Origin of the sequence: Sphingobium psychrophilum (assembly GCF_012927105.1) — a bacterium.
GTDB classification, from domain to species: domain Bacteria; phylum Pseudomonadota; class Alphaproteobacteria; order Sphingomonadales; family Sphingomonadaceae; genus Sphingobium; species Sphingobium psychrophilum.
Genome location: NZ_JABBFV010000001.1, coordinates 252,441 through 277,102, shown reverse-complemented (window position 1 = coordinate 277,102; position 24,662 = coordinate 252,441). Strand labels below are relative to the sequence as shown.

The 24,662-nt window shown below is 64.0% G+C and carries 27 protein-coding genes and 1 tRNA gene; 15 read left to right on the top strand and 13 right to left on the bottom strand.

The features are described 5' to 3' along the window. Nucleotides 1–53 precede the first annotated feature (53 nt). Nucleotides 54–1,223, bottom strand: a complete 1,170-nt coding sequence (gene pabB, locus HHL08_RS01395) for an aminodeoxychorismate synthase component I (RefSeq protein WP_169570679.1) — start codon at nt 1,221–1,223, stop codon at nt 54–56. A gap of 93 nt (nt 1,224–1,316) precedes the next feature. Here pabB and HHL08_RS01390 point away from each other — a divergent pair, with 93 nt between their 5' ends. Beyond that, nucleotides 1,317–1,694 carry a DUF983 domain-containing protein gene (locus HHL08_RS01390; RefSeq protein WP_169570678.1) on the top strand — a complete coding sequence of 126 codons (378 nt, stop codon included), beginning with the start codon at nt 1,317–1,319 and terminating at the stop codon, nt 1,692–1,694. 36 nt (nt 1,695–1,730) lie between these two features. Here HHL08_RS01390 and HHL08_RS01385 read toward each other — a convergent pair whose 3' ends face one another. Further along, entirely contained in the window at nt 1,731–2,168 is a 438-nt protein-coding gene (locus HHL08_RS01385; protein ID WP_169570676.1) for an acyl-CoA thioesterase, read from the bottom strand. A 263-nt stretch (nt 2,169–2,431) separates the two neighbouring features. On the opposite strand from HHL08_RS01385, the gene HHL08_RS01380 reads away from it, so the two are divergent. The 3 genes from HHL08_RS01380 to HHL08_RS01370 all read left to right on the top strand — a co-directional run bounded on the left by HHL08_RS01380 (nt 2,432) and on the right by HHL08_RS01370 (nt 5,632). Continuing rightward, complete coding sequence (locus tag HHL08_RS01380; RefSeq protein WP_169570675.1) at nt 2,432–3,664, top strand: YceI family protein; 1,233 nt, start codon at nt 2,432–2,434, stop codon at nt 3,662–3,664. Nucleotides 3,665–3,808: 144 nt separating this feature from the next. After that, on the top strand, nt 3,809–4,156 hold the full coding sequence (locus tag HHL08_RS01375) for a Rap1a/Tai family immunity protein (protein WP_169570673.1): 348 nt from the start codon (nt 3,809–3,811) through the stop codon (nt 4,154–4,156). Between the two features lie 105 nt (nt 4,157–4,261). Next, nucleotides 4,262–5,632: a class II 3-deoxy-7-phosphoheptulonate synthase gene (locus HHL08_RS01370; protein ID WP_169570672.1), complete on the top strand. Its 1,371-nt coding sequence runs from the start codon at nt 4,262–4,264 to the stop codon at nt 5,630–5,632. Nucleotides 5,633–6,290: 658 nt separating this feature from the next. On the opposite strand, the gene HHL08_RS01365 is transcribed toward HHL08_RS01370, so the two are convergent. Beyond that, on the bottom strand, nt 6,291–7,076 hold the full coding sequence (locus tag HHL08_RS01365; RefSeq protein WP_169570670.1) for a TerC family protein: 786 nt from the start codon (nt 7,074–7,076) through the stop codon (nt 6,291–6,293). A gap of 220 nt (nt 7,077–7,296) precedes the next feature. Between HHL08_RS01365 and HHL08_RS01360 the strand changes: the two genes are divergently transcribed. Next, nucleotides 7,297–8,313: a class 1 fructose-bisphosphatase gene (locus tag HHL08_RS01360; protein WP_169570669.1), complete on the top strand. Its 1,017-nt coding sequence runs from the start codon at nt 7,297–7,299 to the stop codon at nt 8,311–8,313. Nucleotides 8,314–8,709: 396 nt separating this feature from the next. After that, entirely contained in the window at nt 8,710–10,617 is a 1,908-nt protein-coding gene (locus tag HHL08_RS01355; RefSeq protein ID WP_169570667.1) for an acyltransferase family protein, read from the top strand. Between the two features lies 1 nt (nt 10,618). Here the strand turns inward: HHL08_RS01355 and HHL08_RS01350 are convergent, their stop codons facing one another. Then, nucleotides 10,619–11,512 carry an N-formylglutamate amidohydrolase gene (locus tag HHL08_RS01350; RefSeq protein WP_169570666.1) on the bottom strand — a complete coding sequence of 298 codons (894 nt, stop codon included), beginning with the start codon at nt 11,510–11,512 and terminating at the stop codon, nt 10,619–10,621. Between the two features lie 142 nt (nt 11,513–11,654). On the opposite strand from HHL08_RS01350, the gene cpdR reads away from it, so the two are divergent. After that, entirely contained in the window at nt 11,655–12,041 is a 387-nt protein-coding gene (gene cpdR / locus HHL08_RS01345; RefSeq protein WP_169570664.1) for a cell cycle two-component system response regulator CpdR, read from the top strand. On the opposite strand, the gene HHL08_RS01340 is transcribed toward cpdR, so the two are convergent. Continuing rightward, on the bottom strand, nt 12,038–13,369 hold the full coding sequence (locus HHL08_RS01340; RefSeq protein WP_169571077.1) for a dicarboxylate/amino acid:cation symporter: 1,332 nt from the start codon (nt 13,367–13,369) through the stop codon (nt 12,038–12,040). The two genes, cpdR and HHL08_RS01340, sit on opposite strands and share 4 nt — an antisense overlap. A gap of 128 nt (nt 13,370–13,497) precedes the next feature. Between HHL08_RS01340 and HHL08_RS01335 the strand changes: the two genes are divergently transcribed. Then, nucleotides 13,498–13,572, top strand: a tRNA-Val gene (locus HHL08_RS01335). Nucleotides 13,573–13,638: 66 nt separating this feature from the next. On the opposite strand, the gene HHL08_RS01330 is transcribed toward HHL08_RS01335, so the two are convergent. Continuing rightward, nucleotides 13,639–13,848, bottom strand: coding sequence for a hypothetical protein (locus tag HHL08_RS01330; protein ID WP_169570663.1), 210 nt, complete (start codon nt 13,846–13,848; stop codon nt 13,639–13,641). 49 nt (nt 13,849–13,897) lie between these two features. On the opposite strand from HHL08_RS01330, the gene HHL08_RS01325 reads away from it, so the two are divergent. Continuing rightward, entirely contained in the window at nt 13,898–14,524 is a 627-nt protein-coding gene (locus HHL08_RS01325; RefSeq protein ID WP_169570662.1) for a 5'-methylthioadenosine/S-adenosylhomocysteine nucleosidase, read from the top strand. A 3-nt stretch (nt 14,525–14,527) separates the two neighbouring features. Here the strand turns inward: HHL08_RS01325 and HHL08_RS01320 are convergent, their stop codons facing one another. From HHL08_RS01320 to petA, 4 genes are all read right to left on the bottom strand, one after another. After that, nucleotides 14,528–15,064, bottom strand: a complete 537-nt coding sequence (locus HHL08_RS01320; protein WP_169570660.1) for an adenine phosphoribosyltransferase — start codon at nt 15,062–15,064, stop codon at nt 14,528–14,530. Between the two features lie 80 nt (nt 15,065–15,144). After that, the gene (locus tag HHL08_RS01315; protein ID WP_169570658.1) at nt 15,145–15,996 is read right to left on the bottom strand and encodes a cytochrome c1; all 852 of its coding nucleotides are present in this window, start codon (nt 15,994–15,996) and stop codon (nt 15,145–15,147) included. Nucleotides 15,997–16,010: 14 nt separating this feature from the next. Further along, nucleotides 16,011–17,303, bottom strand: coding sequence for a cytochrome b (locus tag HHL08_RS01310; protein ID WP_169570657.1), 1,293 nt, complete (start codon nt 17,301–17,303; stop codon nt 16,011–16,013). An 11-nt stretch (nt 17,304–17,314) separates the two neighbouring features. Further along, nucleotides 17,315–17,881: a ubiquinol-cytochrome c reductase iron-sulfur subunit gene (petA, locus tag HHL08_RS01305; protein ID WP_169570655.1), complete on the bottom strand. Its 567-nt coding sequence runs from the start codon at nt 17,879–17,881 to the stop codon at nt 17,315–17,317. 209 nt (nt 17,882–18,090) lie between these two features. Between petA and HHL08_RS01300 the strand changes: the two genes are divergently transcribed. From HHL08_RS01300 to HHL08_RS01290, 3 genes are read left to right on the top strand one after another with little or no spacing between them, the layout of a single operon-like run. Next, entirely contained in the window at nt 18,091–18,549 is a 459-nt protein-coding gene (locus HHL08_RS01300) for a tRNA (cytidine(34)-2'-O)-methyltransferase (protein WP_169570654.1), read from the top strand. After that, nucleotides 18,546–19,451, top strand: coding sequence for an oxygen-dependent coproporphyrinogen oxidase (gene hemF, locus HHL08_RS01295; RefSeq protein WP_169570652.1), 906 nt, complete (start codon nt 18,546–18,548; stop codon nt 19,449–19,451). The genes HHL08_RS01300 and hemF overlap by 4 nt, the downstream gene beginning before the upstream one ends. 5 nt (nt 19,452–19,456) lie before the next feature. Then, nucleotides 19,457–20,041 carry a GNAT family N-acetyltransferase gene (locus tag HHL08_RS01290; protein ID WP_169570651.1) on the top strand — a complete coding sequence of 195 codons (585 nt, stop codon included), beginning with the start codon at nt 19,457–19,459 and terminating at the stop codon, nt 20,039–20,041. Here the strand turns inward: HHL08_RS01290 and HHL08_RS01285 are convergent, their stop codons facing one another. After that, the gene (locus HHL08_RS01285) at nt 20,042–20,836 is read right to left on the bottom strand and encodes a hypothetical protein (protein WP_169570649.1); all 795 of its coding nucleotides are present in this window, start codon (nt 20,834–20,836) and stop codon (nt 20,042–20,044) included. 78 nt (nt 20,837–20,914) lie between these two features. Between HHL08_RS01285 and lipB the strand changes: the two genes are divergently transcribed. From lipB to HHL08_RS01270, 3 genes are all read left to right on the top strand, one after another. Beyond that, the gene (gene lipB / locus HHL08_RS01280; protein ID WP_169570647.1) at nt 20,915–21,610 is read left to right on the top strand and encodes a lipoyl(octanoyl) transferase LipB; all 696 of its coding nucleotides are present in this window, start codon (nt 20,915–20,917) and stop codon (nt 21,608–21,610) included. A 59-nt stretch (nt 21,611–21,669) separates the two neighbouring features. Next, a complete protein-coding gene (locus tag HHL08_RS01275) occupies nt 21,670–21,957 on the top strand; it encodes a hypothetical protein (RefSeq protein ID WP_169570646.1) in 288 nt (95 codons plus the stop codon). 86 nt (nt 21,958–22,043) lie between these two features. Further along, nucleotides 22,044–22,736, top strand: a complete 693-nt coding sequence (locus HHL08_RS01270; RefSeq protein WP_169570644.1) for a hypothetical protein — start codon at nt 22,044–22,046, stop codon at nt 22,734–22,736. 544 nt (nt 22,737–23,280) lie between these two features. On the opposite strand, the gene queE is transcribed toward HHL08_RS01270, so the two are convergent. Continuing rightward, nucleotides 23,281–23,928 (bottom strand): 7-carboxy-7-deazaguanine synthase, encoded by a 648-nt coding sequence (gene queE / locus HHL08_RS01265; RefSeq protein WP_169570643.1) that lies wholly within the window; start codon nt 23,926–23,928, stop codon nt 23,281–23,283. Between the two features lie 3 nt (nt 23,929–23,931). Then, nucleotides 23,932–24,624, bottom strand: a complete 693-nt coding sequence (gene queC / locus HHL08_RS01260) for a 7-cyano-7-deazaguanine synthase QueC (protein WP_169570642.1) — start codon at nt 24,622–24,624, stop codon at nt 23,932–23,934. Nucleotides 24,625–24,662 lie beyond the last annotated feature (38 nt).

Genomic DNA, 24,662 nt, shown 5'->3' with positions numbered 1-24,662 from the left:
TCAAGCCCTTGAGCACCAAAAGTCAACCACCCCTTTAAGGATCAAGCCCAAGGTTAGGAGAGCGAGAGGAAGCGCCCCTTGGCCAGACACTCCGCCCATTCGGATGCGCAATCCGAATCCGCGACGATGCCGGACCCCAGGCCAAGCCGCCCCGTCCCTGCGCCCTCTTCGACGGAAATGGTGCGGATGGCAACATTGAAGGCGGCGTCGCCCTCCGGGTCGATCCAGCCCATCGTGCCGGTATAGACGCCGCGCGCATGGGGTTCGACCGAATCAATGATCTCCATCGCCCGCACCTTGGGCGCGCCGGTGATGGAGCCGCAGGGGAACAGTACGCGCAGCACATCGACCGGCGACAGGCCGGGCAATATGCGTGCGCGGACCGTCGACACCAATTGATGCACAGTGGGATAGGTTTCGACCTTGAACAGGTCGGGCACGGTCACGCTGCCCGCGCGCGACACCCGCGACAGGTCGTTGCGCAGCAGGTCGACGATCATCAGATTTTCGGCGCGTTGCTTCGCGTCGCTTTGCAGCCACAGGGCCTGCGCGGCGTCCGCGTCCGGGTCAGCGACGCGGGTGGCGGTGCCCTTCATCGGTCGCGCCGTCAGTTGCCCGCGAACCTGGGTGAAGAAGAGTTCGGGCGAAAAGGACAGGATCGATCGATCGCCGGTACGGATCACCCCGCCATAGCCCGCCGCGGCGCGCGGCCTGACCGCGGCATAGAGGGCGAGCGGATCGCCGGTCACATCGACGTCGCAGGGGAAGGTCAGGTTGACCTGATAAATGTCGCCGGCGCGGATATAGTCCTGCACCTGGGCGAAGGCAGCGCCATAGGCGGCCTCGTCCACCAGCGGGCGCAGCGGGCCGACGGTCGCACCCGCCGGATCGGGGAGCAGGTCGGGCAGCGTGCCGGGCGGGATCAGCCTGACCCCTTCGAACAGGCCGAACCATAGCAACGGCGCGCCCCCCTCGTCCTGCCCGCGCGCGATCGGTGCCAGCCGATCCTCCAGCGCCAGTCCTGCCGCATAGGCCATATAGCCCGCGACATGCAGGCCGCTTTCCTGCGCTTCGGCGATCCGGTCGAGCGCGGGTTGCACATCGGCCATGCGATGCGCGACGACGACGTCCACCGGGTCGCGGTAGAGGCGCGCCGGCGCGACGCTGCGCGCGCGCGCATCGTCGAACAGGCAATAGACTTCATGGGGACCGGGCAGACGCATGGGCGCTTCTTAACAGGCTTTACAATCGGCGAAAGACGGTAAGGAGGGCGCACGCCGTTGCGCTTGGCCCTCAAAGACCCTAGCTGCCAAGGCATGACCGATCCTGCGCCCTCGTCCGACCGCCCGACCGGTGCCGCCATCGGCCATGGGCTGCGCGGCCTTTGCCCGGCCTGCGGGCAGGGGCGGATGTTCGCGCGCTTCCTGAAAACCGCGCCGGCGTGCCCGACCTGCGGCCTGGTGCTGGACGTGCATCAGGCGGATGACTTCCCCGCCTATATCGTGATCCTGCTGCTGGGGCATATATTGGTGCCCCTTATGATCGAAGTGAACAGCGCGCTGGCCATACCGCTGGGCTGGCAGGCGCTGATCTGGCCCAGCCTGGCGATCGCGCTGGCGCTGGCGATGATCCAACCGGTCAAGGGCGCGGTGATCGCGGTGCAATGGAGCCGGCGCATGGCTGGTTTTCGTTAACGGTTACCCCGAAATTTAAGCGCGGCGCGCTCGGAGTCAGTCCGGCTGGCGCAGGAAGTTGAGTTCCATCGCCTCGCGCAGCGTTTCGTCGATCGACCGCCGGCCTTCAGCGCCATGGGTGACGACCGTGGTGTCGCAAGTCGCGACGCATACGCCCTTTTGGAACCCGGCCGAGCTGATCGTCCAGCTGGTGCGGCCGATATGGCCGATCGCGCAATGGACTTCGAACGGATAGGGGAAGTGCGATTCCTCGACGAAATTCAGGTTCACGTTCGCCACCAGCCAGCGCACGCCCTGTTCCTGCGGATGACGCCCCATATGATGGTGGAAGCGGATACGCGCAGTCTCGAAAATGCCGGAAATCGCCACATTGTTGATGTGGCCCATGGTGTCGAGATCCTGAAACCGCGTGTCGATGCTGGTGACGAAGCGATACGCCTCTGCGTTCAGACGCCAGGATTCGGGTTTGGCCATGTCCTGCTATTTCCCTGATAATGAGCGTGCCGTAGCGATTGCCGATCGGACAGGCGTCCGACGCCCGGAAATCGCGTCAATCCAACAGATAAGCCTCTTAACCCGGATGACGGGTGATGCAATCGCGCCCATAAAAATGCCGCAACTGCGTCCTTTGGGACACAGAAGGCGACAGAGCGGCAACAAAGCGTTTCGCGCCCGCCCGATGGACTTGGCCATGCGGGCATCATAGTTTCGGGTCCGCCATGATCCAGGGAACCACCATGCAACGATACAGCCGGGCCGCCATCTTTCTGCACTGGGCGATCGCCGCCCTGCTCGCCTTCCAGATCGCCGTCGGCTGGGCGCTGGAGGATCTGGGCGCGCGCGGCTTCGCCCTCTACCAGTTGCACAAGTCGGTCGGCATCACCGTGCTGGCGCTGACGCTGGCGCGGATCGCAGTGCGATACTGGAAACCCCGCCCGGCGAAAGTGGAGGGCGGCTGGCAGGGCGCGCTGGCGTCGGGCGTGCATATCGGCCTCTACGCCTTCATGCTCGGCGCGCCGCTCACCGGCTGGGCGCTGGTGTCGACGGCGAAGGTGAAGGTGCCGACGCTGATCTTCGGCGTTATCCCCCTGCCCCATCTGCCTTTGCCAGCCGCCGTACATGGCCTGGCTGAAAACGGCCATGGCCTGATCGCCTGGCTGGGCATCGCGCTGGTGGCGCTGCATGTCGCGGGCGCGCTGCGCCATCACATCCTGATGCGCGATGGCCTGATCTGGCGCATAATCCCGGCGCGCTCGACCGCGCTGCTGGTCGCGCTCCCTGCCCTGATCCTGGTCGGCTTCGTCGCTGGCCGCGCGATCCTACCGGGCCCAAAAGTCGCGCCCGCGCCCATCGCGGCAGAACCCGCTGACGAAACCGCTGACGAAACCGCGCCCGCCAACATCGCCGAAGCTGTCAACGCCGCCGACAACGCAACCGCCAACGTCAGCGCAGCCGCCGCCGAAGACACGGTTGGCCCGCCCCCCGCCTGGACCGTCCAGCCGGGCGGCCGCATCGGCTTTTCGGTCGGCAATGACGGCGAGGCGATCAGCGGCAGCTTTTCCAAATGGACCGCGCAGATCGTGATGGACCCCGACCATCCCGACAGCGCCGACATGAAGGTGACGATCGACATGGCGTCAGCCAACGTGGGCGACTCTTATAAGGACGGAATGCTGCCGGGCGACGAGTTTTTCGGCGTCGCCGCGCACCCGACCGCGACCTTCGTGGCCAAGGGCGCAAAGGCGACCGGCCCCAACGCCTATCGCGCCCGCGGCACGCTGACGCTCAAGGGCGTGTCGAAGCCGCAGACAATCCGTTTCACGCTTGCTGGCAAGGACGCCACCCGCAAAGTATCGGGCAGCGCCACCATCGCCCGCGCGGCCTTTGGCGTGGGCAATGGCGACAGCAGCACCGGCCTGACGCCCACGGTCGCGCTCACCTTCGCCTTCACCGCGAAGCGGAAGGATTGACATCCTCCGTTCGCTTCGAGCGAAGCCTGTCCTGAGCCTGTCGAAGGGTCGAGAAGCGGCTAACGCTGCGCAACGGTGTCTCGACTTCGCTCGACACGAACGGGGGGCGTGATCTAGACTCGCACTCTTCCGTGAGAGACAAGAATGATGCGCCTCCTCCTCGCCACGTCCCTGCTCGCCGCGTCCCCCACCCCGGTCGCGGCGCAGGCGTTCATGTTCGAAACCGGCACGACCCTGCTCGCCAAATGCCGCAACAAGGAACCCGAATATAGCTTGGCTTGCACCGCCTATATCGTCGGCGTGGTCGATGGCATCCGCAAAGACATGTTCATCGGCCGGGCGCGCCCGGTTTGCTGGCCCGACCGGATGAGTGCGGACGATGCCCGGCGCACCGTCATCGCCTATCTCGAACGCTGGCCCGACCAGCGCAAGACGCCCGCCTCGCTGCTCGTCAGCGTCGCGCTCAACGAACGCTGGCCCTGCCAGAAATAGACAAATCATTGCGCAGCGCTATGGCCCAACTGGTACAATCTTGCCTTGCCCCCCAGACAAGCGTAGGTGCGCCCCCTATTTTATCACATGCGAAGGAGACTCGACGTGGCGGCGAAGTGGACGCCGGATAGCTGGCGGAGCCAAAAGGGCATTCAGATGCCCTTTTACCGGGACGCAGGCGCATTGGCGTCGGTAGAAGCCCAGCTTGGCCAGTTTCCGCCCCTCGTCTTTGCGGGCGAAGCGCGCAACCTGAAGACCGACCTGGCCAAGGTCGTCAACGGCGAAGCCTTCCTGTTGCAGGGCGGCGACTGCGCGGAAAGCTTCGCGGAGTTCCATCCGAACAACATCCGCGACACCTTTCGCGTGTTGCTCCAGATGGCGGTCGTGCTGACTTTCGCGTCCAAGCTGCCTGTGGTGAAGGTCGGTCGCATGGCCGGCCAGTTCGCCAAGCCCCGTTCGGCTGACACCGAAACGATCGGCGGGGTCGAACTGCCCAGCTATCGTGGCGACAATGTCAACGACATCGCCTTCACCGCGGAAGGGCGCGAGCCGGACCCGCAGCGGATGGTGCAGGCCTATAACCAGTCGGCCGCGACGCTCAACCTGCTGCGCGCCTTCTCGACCGGCGGCTATGCCAGCCTGGACCGGGTGCATGGCTGGATGCTCGATTTCATGGGCCGCAGCCCTTGGGCCGCGAAGTTCGAACTGATGGCCGACCAGATCGGCCAGGCACTCGACTTCATGCGCGCCTGCGGCCTGTCGGCGGAAACCGTGCCGCAGCTTGGCGGAACCAGCTTCTACACCAGCCACGAAGCGCTGCTGCTGCCGTTCGAACAGGCGATGACGCGGCAGGATTCGCTGACAGGCGACTGGTACGACACATCCGCGCACATGCTGTGGATCGGCGACCGCACCCGGTTCGAAGGGTCGGCCCATGTCGAATATCTGCGCGGCATCGGCAATCCGATCGGCCTGAAATGCGGGCCTTCGCTGGAGCCGGACGCGCTGCTGCGCCTGCTCGACACGCTGAACCCCGCTCGTGAAGCCGGGCGGATCACGCTCATCACCCGCTATGGCCATGACAAGATCGAGGCCGGCCTGCCCAAACTGGTGCGCGCGGTGCTGCGCGAAGGCCATCCGGTGATCTGGTCGTGCGACCCGATGCACGGCAATGTCGTCAAGGCGGCGAACGGCTACAAGACCCGCCCGTTCGAGCGCATCCTGGCCGAGGTGCGCGGTTTCTTCGCCGTGCATCGCGCGGAGGGCAGCTTCGGCGGCGGTATCCATGCGGAGATGACCGGGCAAAATGTTACGGAATGCACCGGCGGCGCGATCGCCATAACCGACGAAGGGTTGGCCGACCGCTACCACACCCATTGCGATCCGCGTCTGAACGCGGCGCAGAGCCTGGAACTGGCCTTCCTGCTAGCCGAAATGCTGAACGAAGAACTGAAGGAGCGCCGCGCGGCCGCGTGAGAAATAGGCGGCGTTCGTCCCTCTGCCGCTGCTGGCCTGGAGATCTATTGCGTGCCAGACACGGCGGCAGCGGGGTGGCCCTGCATCATTGTGGGGCGACCGATAATCCGTACCGTTCGATAGCGGCGGAATAGGAAGACGTTTGCCAGGGATGGTATGGCAGCGCCGGAGCAGTTCAAATGGGGATCACGCGACCTGCACGATCTTCGAGGGGCAACGATTTGCGGTGCTCTTGTTCATCAACGTCCGGAAACGCTGGAGACGACCGGCCAGGATATAGCTGCGTGACGGCGCGGAGGTCGCCCCATCGCAAACCATCGCGAGCGATGCCTGCTCCGCAAATTCTTCAGCCAACAAAGAGTATGTTACCGAACATCCAGGTAAATGTGCCGTAACCGCCATTGATCGTTGCTTCCTGCTACGGCGTGAAAAGTAGAAGAAATCCCACCCTCTCATAAATGTCCTTACATTTAGCGATACATTATCCAGTTGGTACAACGATGCGCTGAAAGGGTTAATGATTTTACTGGCGTCGGTAATATTTCTTCAAAACGATGATTTAGCATTATCTCGAAAATTAGAGCCGGATGACTTTAGGTTGAACTGCATAGAGCAAAAGTCATCGCGCCCCAGCCTTGTGCACTTCCACGCTGCCTTTCTACTGCGCGCTTTTCCGCTTCTGCGCCCGCCGTGCGAAGATGTTGAGGCACTCCACCAGCGTCGAAAAGGCCATCGCCGCATAGATATAACCCTTGGGCACATGCACGCCAAAGCCGTCGGCGATCAGCACCGCGCCGATCATCAGCAGGAAGCCGAGCGCCAGCATCACCACGGTAGGGTTGCGCGCAATGAAGTTGGCCAGCGGGTCGGCCGCGATCAGCATCACCGTCACGGCCACGATCACGGCGATGTACATGACCGCCAGATTATCGGTCATGCCCACTGCGGTCAGGATCGAATCGAGCGAGAAGATCATGTCGAGCAGGATGATCTGCGTGATCGCCGCGCCGAAGGTGATGGTCGCCACGCTTTTCTTGTCCAGCACATCGTCGCCGCCGGCCGGGTCCACCGTATGATGGATTTCCTTGGTCGCCTTCCAGATCAGGAACAGGCCGCCTGCAATCAGGATCAGGTCGCGCCAGGAAAAATCGGTTTCGAAGGTCGGCGCGCCATGCTGGTCCAGCGGGCCACTGATGCCCAGATCGAATACCGGCGCGGTCAGCCCGACGATCCAGGCGATCATCGAGAGCAAGACGAGCCGCATGCCCAGCGCAAGGCCGATGCCGATCTTGCGCGCCCTGGGCCGCTGCACCTCCGGCAATTTGTTGGTCAGGATGGAAATGAAGACGAGGTTGTCGATGCCCAGCACCACCTCCATCACCACCAGCGCGATCAGCGCGGCAAGGGCCGTGGGGTCGGTGAAGGCGGTAATCAGGCTGTCCATATCGGTCCTTGCTCAATGCTGATGCTTATTGCTGATCGGCACGGTCCCGAAACCAAAATCCCGCGCGCCCGGTTCCCTCATACATGCTTTGTAACATGACAGCGCTAACAGGCCGGTTTGAAAGGGGGCCATGGCTGGACTAGGCTGGCCGTCTGTCCTAGCGAAGGGCGCATTCACTCTTTCCTGCCCGGCGTCCCACATTTCTTGCGAAAGGCGGCCTATGTCCCGAACCACCCTGACCCGTTTCCTGATCGAACAGCAACGCAACGCCAATGTCCTGCCCGCCGAACTGCGCCTGCTGATCGAAACCGTCGCCCGCGCCTGCAAGACGATCAGCCATGCGGTCAGCAAGGGCGCGTTGGGCGAAGTGCTGGGCAGCCTGGACAGCGAAAATGTGCAGGGCGAAATCCAGAAGAAGCTGGACGTGATCGCCAACGAACTGCTGCTGGACGCCAATGAATGGGGCGGGCATCTGGCCGCGATGGCGTCCGAAGAGATGGAGACGATCCACCTCATCCCCAATCGCTATCCCAAGGGCGAATATCTGCTGCTGTTCGATCCGATCGACGGGTCCAGCAATATCGACGTCGACCTGTCCGTCGGCACCATATTCTCGGTGCTCAAGGCCCCCGACGCCTGCGCGGGCCGCGAAGTGACCGAAGAGGATTTCCTGCAGGACGGCCGTCAGCAGGTCGCGGCAGGCTATGCCATCTATGGCCCGCAATCGCTGCTGGTGCTGAGCGTCGGCACCGGCGTCTATGAATTTACGTTGGACCGGGAAGTCGGCAGCTGGGTCATGACTGACGCGGACATGCAGATGCCCCAGGGCAAGTGCGAATTTGCGATCAATATGTCCAACCGCCGCCAATGGTCGCCCGCCATCACCCGCTATATCGACGAGCGCGTCGCGGGCGGCGCGGGGCCGTGCGGCAAGGATTACAACATGCGCTGGACCGCCTCCATGGTGGCGGACGTGCATCGCATCCTCAAGCGCGGCGGCATCTTCCTATATCCCTATGACCATCGCAATCCGGGCAAGGCGAAACTGCGCCTGATGTATGAAGCCAATCCGATGAGCTATCTGATCGAACAGGCGGGCGGCGCATCGAGCGACGGCTTCGTGCCCATCATGGACGTGCCCGCAACCGGCCTGCACCAGCGGGTCGGCGTGGTGCTGGGGGACAAGGCTGAAGTCGAAGCGGTGGTCGCTTATGGCAAGGAAATGGCGAGCGCCTGAGCCAAGCAAGAAAAAAGGGGGAGAGCGCGGTGTGCGCTCGATCCCCCTGATGCTTCGGCTCGCCTTGCCGGTCTTACCGGCGGCTCCTCTCCAGAAACTTGTTATAGTTGGCGCGCCGAGCAGCAACGATCCTCTAGACCAACACCGCGACAAAAAAAAGGCCGATCGCGAGATCGGCCCGAAAGTTTTAGGAGAGGATGCCTGAAAGGCACAGTCTTTCTGTCTTGCTGGCCGAATTTACGCAAATGCGAAGGGCAAAAGCGCGATTGCAAAATCCGCAATCGCTTGCCGAAAATAGCGGCACCGTGATGGCCCGGCACCCGATCGTCGCCTGCGTCCGAGTCGCCCCCGCCCGCATAAAGCAAATGTCAGGGCTTGGCGGTTAAGCCCGACTCCATGCACGGACCAGCGCCAGCTTCGGGACCGGCGGATGGGACCGCCAACGCCCCTCATGCCACCGGGCGGTATCGCCGCGACATAGACGGCTTGCGCGCGCTCGCGATCCTGCCGGTGCTGCTGTTCCACGCCCATGTGCCGGGTTTTTCGGGCGGCTATGTAGGGGTCGATATCTTCTTCGTCATATCGGGCTATCTGATTACCGGCATCATCGCCCGCGAAGTCGATGACCGCCGCTTCTCGCTCGCCCGATTCTATGAACGCCGTTTCCGCCGGATCATGCCCGCGCTGGCGCTGATGATCATGGCCGTGCTGGGTTGTGCGGCTTGGCTTTACCTGCCCGGCGACCTGGAAGGCGTACCGCGATCCGCGCTGGCCGCGACCCTGTTCGCCTCCAACCTGTGGTTTTTCACCGACACCGGCTATTTTTCCGGCGGCGCGGACGTGAAGCCGTTACTGCACACCTGGTCGCTGGCGGTGGAGGAGCAATATTATATCGGCTTCCCGATCCTGCTGATGCTGCTGGCGCGCCATGCGCCGCGATGGCGCACCGGGGTCGTCGCGGCCATCGCGGCCGGATCGCTGGCGCTTGCCATCGTCATGCAGCGGGACACCAGCGGCTTCACCTTCTACCTGTTGCCGACGCGGGCCTGGGAATTGTTCGCCGGGGCCTTGCTGGCGCTAGGCGCGGCGCCGGTCGTCCGCGCGCGCTGGCTACGCGAGGCGATTGCGGGATGCGGGCTGGTCGCGATAGTGCTGGCGGTGGCGCTTTACGATCGCACGACGACCTTCCCCGGCGTCACCGCCCTGCCCCCCGTCCTGGGCTCTGCGGCACTGATCCATGCCGCGCCGGGCACGCGAATCGGGCGGATGCTGGGCTGGCGTCCGCTGGTCGGCCTGGGCCTGATCTCCTACTCGCTCTATCTGTGGCATTGGCCGCTGATCGTCTTCACCGAATATGCGACCGACCTGCCGCTGTCGGGGGGTACGCAGGTTGCGGTCATCGCCGCGTCGCTGTTGGCGGGGACGCTGTCCTGGCGCTTTGTCGAGCGCCCTTTCCGCGTTTCGCAGCGCGTGCCAAGGCGGGCGATCTTCCTGTTCACCGGCGCAGCGATGGGACTGCTCTGCGTCATGGCGCTGGCCCTGCTGGCGATGGGGGGCTGGCCGTCGCGCTTCGCCCCGCGGGTGCTGGCGCAGATGGCCGGGCAACAGGATTTCGCACCCACGCGAAAGTCATGCCACGACACGTTCATGCGCAACGCGACGCCTTGCATGCTTGGCGCGGCGGTTCCGCCCGACGCGATGCTGTGGGGCGACAGCCATGGCGTCGAACTGGTCTATGCCTTGTCGCTGGACGCCAAGGCGCAGGGTCGATCGCTGATCGAACGCACCACGTCCAGTTGCCCGCCGGTGCTGGTCTATCAGGCGAAGGATACGCGCTGCGCCGCCGCCAACCAGGCGGCATATGATGCGATTCGCGCCGATCCGGGGATCAGGCGCGTCTATCTCGCCGCCTTCTGGGCCAATGGCGTTTTCGACGATACCGCCTTCGTGCGCCAGCTGGACCGCACCATCGCCGCGATCCGGGGGCTAGGGCGGCAGGTGGTGCTGATCGGTCCCGTCCCGCCCCAGCCCTTCGACGTGCCCCGCCGCTTGGCCCATCTGGCGCAGGCCGGGCAACTGGAGCAAGCCCGCGGCATCGACCGCGCCTATGTGGAAGCCCGGACCGGGCACCTGCGCGCGCTCTTCGCCCGGTGGCAGGCGCGCGGCGTGTCGTTGATCGATCCTGTCGCGGCGCTATGCCCGACCGGCACGTGTGCCATCGAACGCGACGGCAAGCCGCTCTATTTCGATTCGCATCATCTGAGCACCGCAGGCGCGCGGTGGGTAATCGCAGCCGGCCGTTGACCTATTCGGCGGCGAGCGCATAGCCCGCCCGCGGCAATTCGGCCGCCAACGCTTGCGCCATGCGCGTCACGACCGCCTGCATCCGCGCCACGCCCGGCCCCGGCCGGTCGAGCGTCGCGTCCAGATACAGCACCCGATCGATTTCCACCTGGAGCGCGTGCAACCCATGATCGGGCCGGCCATGCCGGTCGATCATATGGTCGCCGGCATAGGGATGATTTTGCGCCACGATGAGGCCATGGCTCGCCACGACATCGGCCGCCAGCGTCATCAGCCGGCCCGATGCGCTGCGGCCGAAGCGATCCCCCAGCACCACGCCCGGCGCAGGCTGTCCCGCACCGGTGGGCGCCAGCGGCGGCATGGAATGGATGTCGATCAAGATCGCATGGCCGTGGGCGTCGCGCGCGGCGGCCATCATCTGACCCAGCGCCGCATGATAGGGCCGGTGCAGCGTCTCGATCCGGCTGCACGCCTCCGCCCAGCGCATCGGGCCGCGCCACAATTCATGTGCGCCCGGCAGGCGGCGCGGGAAAAGGCCGAGGCCGCCGCGCAGCTTCGCGCTGCTGTGCAGCGCGGCGTCGCGCGGGAGGTCGGCGATCATGCCGGGATCGATCTCGCGCTCATGCCGGTTGAGGTCGATCAATGCACGCGGCGCGCGGGCGACTATAACGGTGAAACCCTGCGCGATCAGCGGATGGACCAGAAGATCGGCCCAGCGATCCTCCAGCCGATGCAGGATCGACAAGGGCACGCGCGCGGCGGCCAGCAAATCATCGCTATAGTCGCGCGCCGCATGGGGGACGGAAATCAGGACAGGGCGATCGGGAATCGCAGGACCATAAAGGTCGAAAGCGGCTTCGCTATGAGTCGGGGCGCGCGGCGCGGAATGATCCAATGCGGCTCCTTTCGCCAGCACGCCGAAAAATCTTGCCCGGCTGGATAATATTTACACCTTGTCGCATATAGTGCGGCTTCGCGCCACCCCGTCGGGTGCGTGCAAAGGGCTGCGGGGCGGCCGGATGAGAGTGTTGGGGGCGATGGTTCGCATTTTATTGGCCGAAGATGACGAGAGCATGCGGACCTATCTGGCCCGTGCGCTGGAACGGTCGGGTTATGAGGTCGTGTCGGTGGAGAATGGCCGCGATGCGCTGCCCCATATCGATTCGGACCGGTTCGACCTTTTGCTGACCGATATCGTGATGCCCGAAATGGACGGCATCGAACTGGCGCAACATGCAGCGTCCGTAGCGCCGGACATGCGCATCATGTTCATCACCGGCTTCGCCGCCGTCACGCTGAAGGCTGGCAAGGCGGTGCCGCAGGCCAAGGTGCTGTCCAAGCCTTTCCACCTGCGCGACCTGGTGCTGGAGGTCGAACGGATGTTCGGCGCCGAAAGCGTGCCGGCGTCGACCGATCAGCCTTAGTCGGGCACCACTTCTTCCATGTCGGGGGTCGGATCGAGCGGGATTCCCGCCATGGCGGCGTTAAACCGTTCGCGGTCCAGCCCCTTTTCCCAGACAGACACCACCACCGTCGCCACCGCATTGCCGATGAAGTTGGTGAGCGCCCGGACCTCGCTCATGAAGCGATCGACGCCCAGGATCAGCGTCATGCCCGCCACCGGCACTGACGGCACGATCGAGAGCGTGGCGGCCAGCGTGATGAAGCCCGCGCCAGTGACGCCCGCAGCACCCTTGGACGAGATCATCGCGACCAGGAGCAGCAATATCTGCTGCTCTAGGCTGATATCGACATTGCACGCCTGGGCGATGAACAAGGCCGCCAGCGTCATGTAGATATTGGTGCCGTCCAGGTTGAAGCTGTAGCCGGTCGGCACGACCAGCCCCACGACAGACTTGCGGCACCCGGCGCGCTCCATCTTTTCGATCAGGCTGGGCAGCGCGGCTTCGGACGAGGAGGTGCCCAGCACCAGCAGCAATTCCGCCTTAAGATAGCGGATCAGGTGCAGGATGTTGAAGCCGGCGAACCATGCCACCGTCCCCAGCACTACCAGCACGAACAGCAGCGCGGTCAGATAGAAGGTCGCCACCAGCCCCGCGAGATTGGCAAGCGTGCCGACCCCATATTCGCCGATGGTGAAGGCCATCGCCCCGAACGCGCCGATCGGCGCCGCCTTCATCAGCAGGGCAACCAGCTTGAACACCGCATGGCTGGCGGATTCGAGCACCGTCATGAGCGGCTGCGCCTTGTCGCCGATCATGGTCAGCGCAATGCCGAACAGGATCGCCACGAACAGCACCTGGAGAATGTTGCCGTCCGCCACCGCCGACACCATGGTCGACGGGATGATGTTCATCAGAAAGCCGGTCAGGCTGCTTTCATGCGCCTTATGCGCATAGTCCGCCACCTTGCCCGCATCCAGCGTGGCCGGATCGATGTTGAGCCCCGCGCCGGGCTGAACGACATTGGCGACGATCAGGCCGACGATCAGCGCCAGGGTGGAGAAGGTGAAGAAATAGGCGAAAGCCTTCGCCGCCACCCGGCCGATCGCGCCCAGTTCCTTCATGCCGGCAATGCCGGTGACGATGGTCAGAAAGATCACCGGCGCGATGATCATCTTCACCAGCTTGATGAAGGCCTCGCCCAAGGGCTTGAGTTGCTTGCCCGCATCGGGCCAGAAATGCCCGATCAGGACGCCCAGCGCGATCGCGACCAGCACCTGGACGTACAACTGACGGTAGAAGGGCAGCCGTGGCGCCGTCTGAATCGGCGAGGATGGCGATGGCAGCATATGTCTTGGCGTCCCCTGTTTGACTGGCAGCATATGGGCCGCCCCTGCCCTGTCCAGAAGAATATCGGCCCGTTTCAATTTCCTGCTTGCGCGCCAGCCCGACCCCCGTTATTGGCCCCCTCCACGGCGGGCGTGTAGCTCAGTGGTAGAGCACTGTGTTGACATCGCAGGGGTCGCAAGTTCAATCCTTGCCACGCCCACCATGACAAAGCCCGTCGCTTCTTTCGAAGCGGCGGGCTTTCTCTTTTCCAGTTTCTGTTAGACCCGGTTCAGCGGGCCGCGACATGTCCCTGACGCAGCTTGTGACAAGCGTCGCGCTTGCCCGCCAGAGCGCGCTCGACCTTGGCCCAGGCCTCTATGTCGGCAGCGGTGATCGTTTCCGTATCGGAAAATCGGGCGGGAAAGGGAATGGGAACGGGCATGTCGATGGTCAACTCATGAGGAAACATGATCTCGACTATAGTCTGCGCGGCTGTCACGGGGATGTCCCGAACATTACAGACAGGCAATGAGGGCAGGACCACAGCCATGACGATGGGATGCGAAACCATAAGCGCGCGGCGCGTGCTGTTCGTGATGGCGGTCGATGCCGAATATGGGCCGCATCTGCGCGCGCGCTTCACCCCATTGCTGACCGGCGTCGGACCGGTCGAAGCGGCGCTGGCCACCGGCATGGCGCTACAGGAACTGGCGCGGCAACGGACCCTGCCCGATCTCGTCGTTTGCCTAGGTTCGGCGGGATCGCGCCTTTGCCCGCTGGGCGACATATTCCAGGTGGCGAGCGTGTCGTGGCGCGACATGGATGCGTCGCGGCTGGGCTTCACCAAGGGGGTGACGCCGTTCATCGACCACCCTGTCGACCTGCCGCTGGCGACGCCGCTGGCCCTGCCCCTCGCCCGCCTGTCGACCGGCGCGAATATCGTGGGCGGCGAGGATTATGCCACGATCGATGCCGACATGGTCGATATGGAGACATTTGCGGTGGCGCGGGCCTGCGCGCGTTTCGATGTGCCGCTGATGGGGCTGCGCGGCATATCGGACGGGCCGGGCGAACTGGACCATATCAACAGCTGGACGGCATTGCTGGGCCTGCTCGACGAGCGGCTGGCGGCGGCCGTGGACCTGCTGCCTGAAGCGCTGGCGCGCGCCGCCTGACGGCTATTCGCCGTCGAAGGCGATGATCGCCTGCGCCGCGACGCCGTCAGCCGACAGTGCCGCCATGCCGCCCAGATCGGGCAGGTCGATGGCGAACAGCGCCATCAGCACGCTCGCGCCCTGTTCGCGCAGCAATTGCGTCGCCGCCAGCGCCGTGCCGCCGGTGGCGATCAGATCATCGACCAGCAACACGCGCGCGCCGACCGGCACTTGGCCTTCATGTAGCTCCAGTCGGTCGGTGCCATATTCCAGGCAATAGTCGATGCCCACGGTCTTGCCGGGCAGCTTGCCCTTTTTACGAACGGGCACGAAGCCCTTGCCCAGCGCCAGCGCGAGGGCCGCACCCAGAATGAAGCCCCGCGCCTCTATCCCCACAATCAGGTCCGGGTCGAGCGGCCGGGCAACCGCCGCCATGCGATCCACCAGGTCACGCAGGCCGTCGCCGTCGGCCAGGAGGGTGGTGATGTCGCGAAACAGGATGCCCGGCTTGGGAAAGTCGGGGATGGTGCGGACCAGCGCGGTCAGGCTGTCGGTGCTCATGGCGGCCCCCATAAAGAAAGGGCGCGGTTCCCACAAGGAACCGCGCCCCGATCTCTACCACCGTCCGTGACGGACGTGGATCAGGCGGCCGCCTTCTTCTTGTCCGCCCAGATATTCTGATAGGACATATAGGCCAGGCCCGTTGCGATCAGCAGGAAGAGGATAGTCGCAAGCCCCGCACGGCGGCGGTTTTCCAGCTTGGGTTCGGCAGTCCAGGTCAGGAAGGCAGCGACGTCCTGCGCCATCTGGTCCACCGTCGGCTTGGTGCCGTCGCCATAGGTCACCTGACCATCGGCCGACAGTGGCGGCGCCATGGCGAGGTTCAGGTTGGCGAAATAGGGATTGTAGTGCAACCCTTCCGGCGTCTTGGAGTCGGGGAACTCCTTGAGCAATTCGGCCGGTTGCGCCTGATAGCCGGTGATCAGCGAATAGACATAGGCGCTGCCATGGTGGCGAGCCTTGGTCATCAGCGACAGGTCTGGCGGGATCGCATTGTTGTTTGCCGCGGCCGCCGCGACATTGTTCGCGAAGGGCTTGGGGAAATAATCCGACGGCACAGGTTCGCGGGTGGAGGCTTCGCCCGTGGCCGGATCGACCGACGGGGTCTTGATCGCCCACTGCTTGGCAATCGCCTTCACTTCGGCTTCGTTATAACCAAGCGCCGCGAGATCGCGGAACGCCACGAACTTCAGGCTGTGACAGGCCGAGCAGACTTCCTTGAACACCTGGAAGCCGCGCTGGAGCTGCGCCTGGTCATATTTGCCGAGCGGTCCGTCGAACGAGAAGGACACATGCTTGGGCGCTTCGTGGAACTCATGTTCGACGGTGGGTACTGGCGGCTCGGAGACATAAGCCACCGCGCCGATCAGGAAGGAAATGAACAGCCAGCCTGCAAAGAAGAGGCCAACGGCGATTGCACCATAGCGTACCATTTTACCTCTACCCCTTATTCGGCCGGGACCGCGACGGTTGCGCCGTCGGTCTTGCCATATTTCGCCAACACGGCCTCGGTGATCGAGCCGGGCAGCGGCAGCGGCTTTTCAAAGCGCGAGATCAGCGGAAGGATGATCAAGAAGTGGGCGAAATAATAGGCCGCCGCGACCTGGCTCATCATGACATAGGGTTCTTCCGCCGGCGCGCCGCCCAACCAGCCCAGGATCACCACGTCGAGGCAGAGAATCCAGAAGAACTTGTTGAAGGTGGGCCGATACTTGCCCGACCGCACCGGCGAGGTGTCGAGCCAGGGCAAGAAGAACAGCAGCAGGATCGATGCGAACATCGCCAGCACGCCCAGCAGCTTGGCGGGGATGAAGAGGAAGTCCACCGTGAAGGCGCGCAGGATGGCGTAGAAGGGCCAGAAATACCATTCCGGCACGATATGCGCGGGGGTCGAAAGCGGGTTCGCCTCGATATAGTTATCCGGGTGGCCCAGGAAGTTCGGCGCGAAGAACAGCAGGATCGAAAAGGCGATCAGGAAGATGCCCGCGCCGAAGCCGTCCTTGGCGGTGTAGTAGGGATGGAAGGGCACAGTGTCCTGCGGCCCCTTCACTTCCACGCCGGTCGGGTTGTTGGACCCTGGAATATGCAGCGCCCAGATGTGCAGGATGATGACACCGGCAATCACAAAGGGCAGCAGGAAGTGGAGCGAGAAGAAGCGGTTGAGCGAGGCGTTACCGGGGGCGAAACCGCCCAGCAGCCAGGTCTGGATCGGTTCACCCACGACCGGGATCGCGCCGAACAAGCCAGTGATCACCTTCGCGCCCCAGTAGGACATCTGGCCCCAGGGCAGCACATAGCCCATGAACGCGGTCGCCATCATCAGCAGGAAGATGACGAGGCCGAGCAGCCACACCATTTCGCGGGGCGCCTTGTAGGAGCCGAAATAGAGGCCGCGGAAAATGTGGAGATAGACCACGATGAAGAAGAAGCTGGCGCCGTTGGCGTGGGCGTAGCGCATCAGCCAGCCCGCATTTACGTCGCGCATCGTCTGTTCGACGGTGGTGAAAGCGACAAGGTCATTGGCGCCATAATGCATCGCCATGATGACGCCGGTGACGATCTGGATCACCAGCGCCAGGCCGGCCAGAACACCGAAGTTCCAGAAATAGTTGAGGTTGCGCGGCACGGGATAGCCCGCGCCCACGGCGTTGTAGACGAGACGCGGCAGCGGCAGCTTCTCGTCAATCCACTGTGTCAGCGGATTTTTGGGGGTGTATTGCTCAGCCCAGGGAAAGCTCATGGTTTCTTACCTCAGCCTACAAGAATGGCGGTGTCGGAAGTGAAGCTGAACTTCGGCACTTCCAGGTTCTTGGGCGCGGGGCCTTTACGGATGCGCGCGGCGGTGTCGTAGGACGACCCATGGCATGGGCAGAAATAGCCGCCATATTCGCCGCGATTCTCGCCCTCGCCCGCGCCCAGCGGCACGCAGCCCAGATGGGTGCACACACCCATCGTCACCAGCCACTGCTTCTTGCCGTCGACGGTGCGCTCTTCCAGCGTCTGCGGATCGCGCAGCGTGGAGGCGTCCACCTTGTCGGCTTCGGCGATTTCCTTCGGCGTCAGCTGGCGCACGAACAGCGGCTGGCTGCGGAAGGTGGTCTTGATCGCCTGCCCCGGCTGGATCGCCGAAAGATCGACCGGCGATGTCGCAAGCGCCAGCACGTCGGCACTGGGGTTCATCTGGTCGATAAGCGGCAGGACGACGGCGACAGCCCCGACCCCCGCAAAGCTGACCGCGGCGATGTTGATGAAATCGCGGCGGCGCACGCCATCTTCGCCCGATGGACCCGTGCCGTCTATATGTTCAACGCTCGCCATGCACCTCTACCCTTGCAATAACGTCCCTGACCCCGCCGCAATGCCGTGACCGACTCTGTTTATCAAGGGGTTTAGGGTGCCGTGCAAGTACGGTCCCCGCCTACCCCCCGGCGTGGTTTGCGCGCCTGATAACCGGACTGCGCGCTCTTTGCCAACAGCAAACTCGCGCCCCCTATGACAATTTGCCGCAGTGCATTAAGGCGCGGGCCATGCGTATCGCCCTTTATCAACCAGAGATCGCCGGCAATGTCGGCGCGATCCTGCGCCTGGCCGCCTGTTTCGCCGTTCCCGTGGACATCATCATGCCGACCGGATTCGCCTTTTCCGACACCCGCCTGAAACGCGCGGCGATGGATTATGGCGAGGCGGCCGACGTCACCCGCCACGCCAATTTCGCGGCTTTCGACGCGGTCCGCCGCGCGGAAGGCCGCCGCCTGCTGCTGATGAGCGCCCATGCCTCCCAGACGTTGCCCGACGTCCAGTTCCACCCCGACGACGTGCTGATGATGGGATCGGAAAGCGCCGGCGTCCCTGATGATGTGCGCGATCTGGCCGATATTCGTGTCCGCATCCCCATGGCGCCGGGCTTTCGATCCTTGAACATCGCCGTTTCCACGGGCATCGCCGTCGCCGAAGCCCTTCGCCAGACCGGAAAGTTTCCCCAATGACCGCCAGCAACCCGATTCCCGCCGTGCCCTTCGCCCTGGACGCCCGGCAACAGGCGGCGCGCAACTGGTTCGAATCGCTGCGCGACCGGATCTGCGCCGAGTTCGAGGCGATCGAGCGGGAGGCGGGTAGCGACGCGCGGTTCGACTATACCGCCTGGGATCGGGAAGCCGAAGGACAGGCCCCCGGCGAAGGCGCCAATAATCAGGGGGGGGGCGGCGTGCGCGGCGTGATGAAGGGCAAAGTGTTCGAAAAGGTCGGCGTCAACATATCGACCGTGGGCGGCGAATTTGCGCCCGGATTCGCCCAGACGATTCATGGCGCGGCCGACAATCCCGCTTTCTTCGCCACCGGCATCAGCCTGGTCGCGCATATGGCCAATCCGCATGTGCCCGCCGTCCACATGAACACCCGCTATCTGGTCACGACCAAAAGCTGGTTCGGCGGCGGCGCGGACCTCAATCCGCCGCTGCCCCATGCGGAAGATACGGAGCATTTCCATGGCGTGCTGAAGGCCGCCTGCGATGCCCATGACCCGGACTATCATGCGCGCTTCAAGGCATGGGCCGACGAATATTTCTTCATCCCTCATCGCGGCGTGCATCGCGGCGTGGGCGGCATCTTCTACGATCATCTGGAATGTGCGGATGATGCCGCGTTCGACGCCCATTTCGCCTTCACCCGGGCGGTGGGCGACGCCTTCCTGAACGCCTTCCCGCCGATCGTAAGGCGGCGCATGGAGGATGCCTGGAGCGAGGCGGATTATCGCACCATGTTGGAATGGCGGGGGCGCTATGCGGAATTCAACCTGGTGCATGATCGCGGCACGCTGTTCGGCCTCAAGACCGGCGGCAATATCGACGCGATCCTGATGAGCCTGCCGCCGATGGCGAGCTGGAGCTGAACCCCATGGCGCTGACGCCGGTCGAACGGGGCATGGTGGCGACGATCGTCACCCATCTGGAAATGCGAGACCGGCCCAGGCCCGCGCCGGTCCCGGTGGCCCCGCTGCGACTGGTGCCGTGGAAGACGCCCGATCTGGACGCCTACCGCACGCTGTTTCGGCGCGTCGGAACGCCATGGCTATGGTTCTCGCGACTGGTGATGGCCGATTCGGCGCTGGCGACGATTATCCATGACCCGGCCGTGGAGGTCTATGCCGTCACCGATCCGCGCGGCACCGCCATCGGCCTGCTGGAACTGGATTTCCGATCCCTGCCCGATTGCGAACTGAGCTTTTTCGGACTGGTGCCGGAACTGGGCGGCAAAGGAATGGGCCGCTGGCTGATGGCGCAGGCCAAGTCGCTGGCCTGGCGCAAGGGGGTGACGCGATTCTGGGTCCACACCTGCACGCTCGATAGCCAGGCGGCGCTCCCCTTCTACATACGGTCTGGTTTCGTACCTTATGCGCGGGAGATCGAGACTTTCGCCGATCCGCGGCTGGCCGGCATATTGCCGCGCGACGCCGCGCCGCATATGCCGCTGCTGGGCTAGTCAGGACTCCATGCCTTCAAGCTGGCGGTAGATGCGAGCCGTCAACACCAGCAGATAGACGTTGAGCACCCCAGACATTAGCGCGACCGCCACTTCGCTGATCGACCGGCCAGCTTCCTTGCCGAACGCCAGCGTGCCGACCACGCCGACCGCAGACTGAACCGCCAACTGAACGATGAAGATCAGGATCATCGAAATCATCAGGAACGCCGCCATTCGGCCGACCTGCCCCTTCGTTAGCCCCAATGTCGCCCGCAGTGACGCGACCACACCCAGGCGGCGATCGATAACCACCGCGCTGAGCGGCACCAGCCGTCCCCCGACATAGAGCAGTGCGCCGGTCATAAGCAGAAGCGCAATCTGCACCCCCCCGGCCTTGCCAAGCACGCCCGCCAGCAGGCCGCCAACCAGCGCCACCCCAAACAACGCCAGCACCAGAGCAAGGCCAGCCAGCATCGACGCGCCGATCAGCGTAGGCAGGCGGGACAAGGCAAGGCGGATAGCCTCCGCCACGCTGATGCCCGGCCGCAACGCGAGCGCGTAGACCGACAGCGATCCCGCCACCATGATGATCGCACCCAAAATCACGCTCAGGCTGACACCGACCGGCAAAGGTGGCAGCGCATCCAGCGCCTGCCCCGGCTGAAGTTGCATGAAATTGGCCGGCACCATCTGCTGCACAATTGCGAGCGGCACCGACAGGAACAGCAAGGCAACGGGGAAAAGCAAGTGCCCTTCCCGCTTGATGAAGGCCTGGCTGTCTTCCCACGCCTTGCCGATCGACATTGTCGCCATATGTTGAACCTGATCTCTGTTCGGAAAATGGGAGAGCCGAGCCTTGATCGCTCACCCACTTCAAGTCAAGGAAGCGCCATGATGCCGCCCCTGCCCTTTCCCGATCAGGTCGAATGGCGAATCGCCGCCGCGCCGGTCGATTATCCAACGGCGCTGGCCGATATGGAGGCGCGCGCCGCCGCCATCCATGAGGGACAGGCCAAGGAACGTGTCTGGCTGCTGGAGCATCCACCGCTTTACACCGCCGGGACCAGCGCCGATCCGGCCGAACTCCTGTCCCCACGCTTTCCGGTCTATGATGCCGGGCGCGGCGGACGCTATACCTATCATGGGCCGGGGCAGCGGATCGGCTATCTCAACATCGACCTTGGCCAACGGGGCAAGGATGTCCGCAATTTCGTCCATCATCTCGAAGGCTGGATGATCGCAGCGCTGGGCGACGTGGGCATAGCGGCGCGCCGGGCGGAGGGACGGATCGGCATCTGGACCGACGATCCGGCGGGGCGCGAGGCGAAGATCGGGGCGCTGGGCATCCGGGTGCGGCGCTGGGTTACGCTCCATGGCTTTTCGATCAATGTCGATCCCGACCTGTCCCATTTCGGGGGCATCATACCCTGCGGCATCAGCGAATTTCCGGTGACCAGTATCGCGGCCCTTGGCGGTGACGCCTCCATGGCGGCGCTGGATAAGGCGCTGCACGATCATTTCCCACTTTTTCTCAGTCGCTTGGCCCGTTGCGGCACAGGGGTTGAGCAATGCGAGGCGGGCGGCTAGGTTCGCGACTTCTTTCGCCGGGCGGGGCCGCGCCTGAACCCTCTATCAAGGAGACCCGGATGCGCCGGACGACGAAGACTGCCCTTACCGCCGCATTGCTGGCCGGTTGCATCGCGCTCGCGGCGTGCGGCGACAAGGACCAGGGCGGGAACAAGGTGCAGATGAAGGATATGGAAGTGGTGGACGGCACCGCGACCGACGCCATGACCGACCTGGACGGCGTGCAGAGCGAAGGCACTGCCATCGCCCTGCCCAGCGGCAATGCCGCAGACAATAGCAGCACGCCCGCCAAGGCCGCCCCGGAACAAGCGCCGGCGGAAGAGGCGGAAGTCCTGTCCGACCAGTAGGGCTGGCGGGATCGTTCAGGCCTGATATCATAACCGCATAATATGAAGGCGCTGGTTACCAGGCGCTTCCCGAGAGGCAGATTCGAATGACATTGCGTTCCCCGTTGCGCCGCGCGCTGGCCAGCCTCACCCTGGCGATCGCGCCGATGATCGCGCAGCCGGCATCGGCCCAGTTTTTCTGGTCGCCGCCCGACATGAGCGCCCCGCCGCTGACCGATGCCGCCGCCGCGACCGCGATGGGGCTGCCGGGCGCCACAGCGGCGGAGGTCAAGGCCGGGCTGGCGTGGAATTTGCGCGCCGCGCTCAATGTCGCGGCGCTACAATGCCAGTTCGAGCCGACCTTGCTGGCGATCAGCAATTATAATGCGATGATCGCCCATCATGATGCGGAGCTGGACACGGCGCAGGCCGTGCTGCTGGGCTATTTCCAGCGCACCGTGGGCAAGGGCAAGCCGGGCCAGTCGGCGTCGGACATGTATAATACCCGAATCTATTCGGGCTATTCGACGGTGCAGGCGCAAAAGGGCTTCTGCCAGGCCACAGCGGAAGTCGGGCGGCAGGCGATCTTTGCCGAGCGCGGCACGCTGAACGAAGTGGGGCGCGTCGGCCTAGGTTCGATCAAGAAGTCGCTGGTCGCAGCGGGCGAGCAATTTTATGGCACACCGGGCTATGATTATGTCGTCGCCCTGCCATCCTTCGCGCCCACATGCTGGAAGAAGGGCGTGCTGCTGCCGGTCTGTCATCAGGCATGGAACGATCGGACGGGCGTGAAGCCGTGAGGGCTGTGCCGACCGCTTGGTAACATATGTTGCCGGGCAGACAGGAACCCACTCCCGACGCCTGGACTGCCCTCTGGCGCTCTTAGAAACAGGCTGTACGCATAGCAGCTAGTGGCTCGATTACGGCGGGCCAGCCGCCCCAGAGCGTGATGACATTGAAGCGGCCCACCCCCGTTCGTGCTGAGTAGGGGCTGAGCTTGTCGAAGACCCATATCGAAGCATCAGAGGCTGCGCGCGGTCCTTCGATACGCCAATTCGACTGCGCTCATGCCTGTCCTGAGCGACTGCCTTCGCAGGCAGTCGAAGGGGCTACTCAGGACGAACGGATCAAAGTAAATCATCATACTCTAATTTGGCGGCACGCCAGGGTTGGAAAGCTTGGGTTGAGACAGCGAGTGCGACAGTACTAGCGATATTTCGATGATCATGCGTGGACGGAAGCAATCCGCCTGTTCGTGATTTCTACGCATCAATGAATGATGTGAGGGCGTGCTGAAGCGCCCGAACAATTCCGGTTCGCCGACAATCGCTCCAAAAAGCGTTTTTACCGCAGGCCCAGATATTTATGGGCCTGCACCGTCAGTCGCCATTGCGGCCGGTCCATCACCACGGCAATCGCGGCGCGGGCGTTGTCGGCCGCATGGGGATCGTCCAGTGGCTGGAGCAGATGATGGTCGAACGCCCATCCCTCCATCGCGGCGACATCGGCCAGGCTATGCCCGCCATCGGGTTGCGGCCAGACCAGTTTCAGTTCGTGGCCGGACCGCTGCACGACGTCGCTGCCCGCCTTGGGGCTGATGCAGATCCAGTCGATGCCAGGATGAGCGGCGATGGTGCCGTTGCTTTCGATCGCGATGGTGAAGCCGCGCGCATGGAGCGCATCGACCAGCGCATCGTCGACCTGCAACATCGGCTCGCCACCGGTCAGGACGATATAGCGACCCTCGCCGCCCTCGCCCCAGAAGGCGAGCGCCGCATCGGCCAATGCGTCGGCGTCGGCGAATTTGCCGCCGCCCAGCCCGTCCGTGCCGACGAAATCGGTGTCGCAGAAACGGCAGACGGCATCGCGCCGGTCTTGCTCGCGTCCGCTCCATAAATTGCAGCCGGCAAAGCGCAGGAAAACCGCCCGCCGCCCGGCCTGCACCCCTTCACCCTGAAGGGTCAGGAACATTTCCTTGACCGCATAGCTCATCGTTCAGGGCTGCGTGGCATAGATGGTGGGATCGGGCAGGCCCGCTTCCTGATAGCCCTTCGACCGCAGGCGGCAGCTGTCGCACAGGCCGCAATGCTTGCCGTCGGGCGTCGGATCATAGCAGGACCAGCTTATGCCCGCATTCAGGCCCAGCCGGTGCGCCTCGCGTGCGATGTCGGCCTTGCTCATATATTGCAGCGGCGTCTGGATGCGGATCGGATGGCCTTCCACACCCGCCTTGGTCGCCAGCGTCGCCATTGTCTGAAAGGCGTCGATAAATTCCGGTCGGCAGTCGGGATAGCCCGAATAATCGAGCGCGTTGACGCCGATAAAGATGTCGCTCGCCCCCGCCACTTCGGCCAGGCCCAGGGTCAGCGACAGGAAGATCGTGTTGCGCGCGGGGACATAGGTGACGGGAATCTCGTCGCCCACCCCGCTCTTGGGCACGGCGATGTCGGCGGTCAGCGCCGATCCGCCGAACGCGGTCAGGTCCAGCGGCAGGACGATGTGGCGGATCGCGTTGAGTGCTTCGGCGACGCGGGCAGCGGCGCGCAATTCTATGCGATGGCGCTGATTATAGTCGATCGACAGGGCCAGGATGCGATAGCCAGCCTCCCGCGCGAGCCCGCCCGCAACCATCGAATCGAGACCGCCCGACAGCAGCACGACGGCGAATTTTCCATTATTGGCAACCATTATTCCGCGCTACCGCTCAGAACGCCGATGCGCAAGCG

Coding starts and splice junctions, on each gene's coding strand:
- pabB (WP_169570679.1), bottom strand. CDS start 1,223: ATGCGTCTGCCCGGTCCCCATGAAGTCTATTGCCTGTTCGACGATGCG.
- HHL08_RS01390 (WP_169570678.1), top strand. CDS start 1,317: ATGACCGATCCTGCGCCCTCGTCCGACCGCCCGACCGGTGCCGCCATC.
- HHL08_RS01385 (WP_169570676.1), bottom strand. CDS start 2,168: ATGGCCAAACCCGAATCCTGGCGTCTGAACGCAGAGGCGTATCGCTTC.
- HHL08_RS01380 (WP_169570675.1), top strand. CDS start 2,432: ATGCAACGATACAGCCGGGCCGCCATCTTTCTGCACTGGGCGATCGCC.
- HHL08_RS01375 (WP_169570673.1), top strand. CDS start 3,809: ATGATGCGCCTCCTCCTCGCCACGTCCCTGCTCGCCGCGTCCCCCACC.
- HHL08_RS01365 (WP_169570670.1), bottom strand. CDS start 7,076: ATGGACAGCCTGATTACCGCCTTCACCGACCCCACGGCCCTTGCCGCG.
- HHL08_RS01360 (WP_169570669.1), top strand. CDS start 7,297: ATGTCCCGAACCACCCTGACCCGTTTCCTGATCGAACAGCAACGCAAC.
- HHL08_RS01355 (WP_169570667.1), top strand. CDS start 8,710: ATGCACGGACCAGCGCCAGCTTCGGGACCGGCGGATGGGACCGCCAAC.
- cpdR (WP_169570664.1), top strand. CDS start 11,655: ATGGTTCGCATTTTATTGGCCGAAGATGACGAGAGCATGCGGACCTAT.
- HHL08_RS01340 (WP_169571077.1), bottom strand. CDS start 13,369: ATGCTGCCATCGCCATCCTCGCCGATTCAGACGGCGCCACGGCTGCCC.
- HHL08_RS01325 (WP_169570662.1), top strand. CDS start 13,898: ATGACGATGGGATGCGAAACCATAAGCGCGCGGCGCGTGCTGTTCGTG.
- HHL08_RS01320 (WP_169570660.1), bottom strand. CDS start 15,064: ATGAGCACCGACAGCCTGACCGCGCTGGTCCGCACCATCCCCGACTTT.
- HHL08_RS01315 (WP_169570658.1), bottom strand. CDS start 15,996: ATGGTACGCTATGGTGCAATCGCCGTTGGCCTCTTCTTTGCAGGCTGG.
- HHL08_RS01310 (WP_169570657.1), bottom strand. CDS start 17,303: ATGAGCTTTCCCTGGGCTGAGCAATACACCCCCAAAAATCCGCTGACA.
- petA (WP_169570655.1), bottom strand. CDS start 17,881: ATGGCGAGCGTTGAACATATAGACGGCACGGGTCCATCGGGCGAAGAT.
- HHL08_RS01300 (WP_169570654.1), top strand. CDS start 18,091: ATGCGTATCGCCCTTTATCAACCAGAGATCGCCGGCAATGTCGGCGCG.
- hemF (WP_169570652.1), top strand. CDS start 18,546: ATGACCGCCAGCAACCCGATTCCCGCCGTGCCCTTCGCCCTGGACGCC.
- HHL08_RS01290 (WP_169570651.1), top strand. CDS start 19,457: ATGGCGCTGACGCCGGTCGAACGGGGCATGGTGGCGACGATCGTCACC.
- HHL08_RS01285 (WP_169570649.1), bottom strand. CDS start 20,836: ATGGCGACAATGTCGATCGGCAAGGCGTGGGAAGACAGCCAGGCCTTC.
- lipB (WP_169570647.1), top strand. CDS start 20,915: ATGATGCCGCCCCTGCCCTTTCCCGATCAGGTCGAATGGCGAATCGCC.
- HHL08_RS01275 (WP_169570646.1), top strand. CDS start 21,670: ATGCGCCGGACGACGAAGACTGCCCTTACCGCCGCATTGCTGGCCGGT.
- HHL08_RS01270 (WP_169570644.1), top strand. CDS start 22,044: ATGACATTGCGTTCCCCGTTGCGCCGCGCGCTGGCCAGCCTCACCCTG.
- queE (WP_169570643.1), bottom strand. CDS start 23,928: ATGAGCTATGCGGTCAAGGAAATGTTCCTGACCCTTCAGGGTGAAGGG.
- queC (WP_169570642.1), bottom strand. CDS start 24,624: ATGGTTGCCAATAATGGAAAATTCGCCGTCGTGCTGCTGTCGGGCGGT.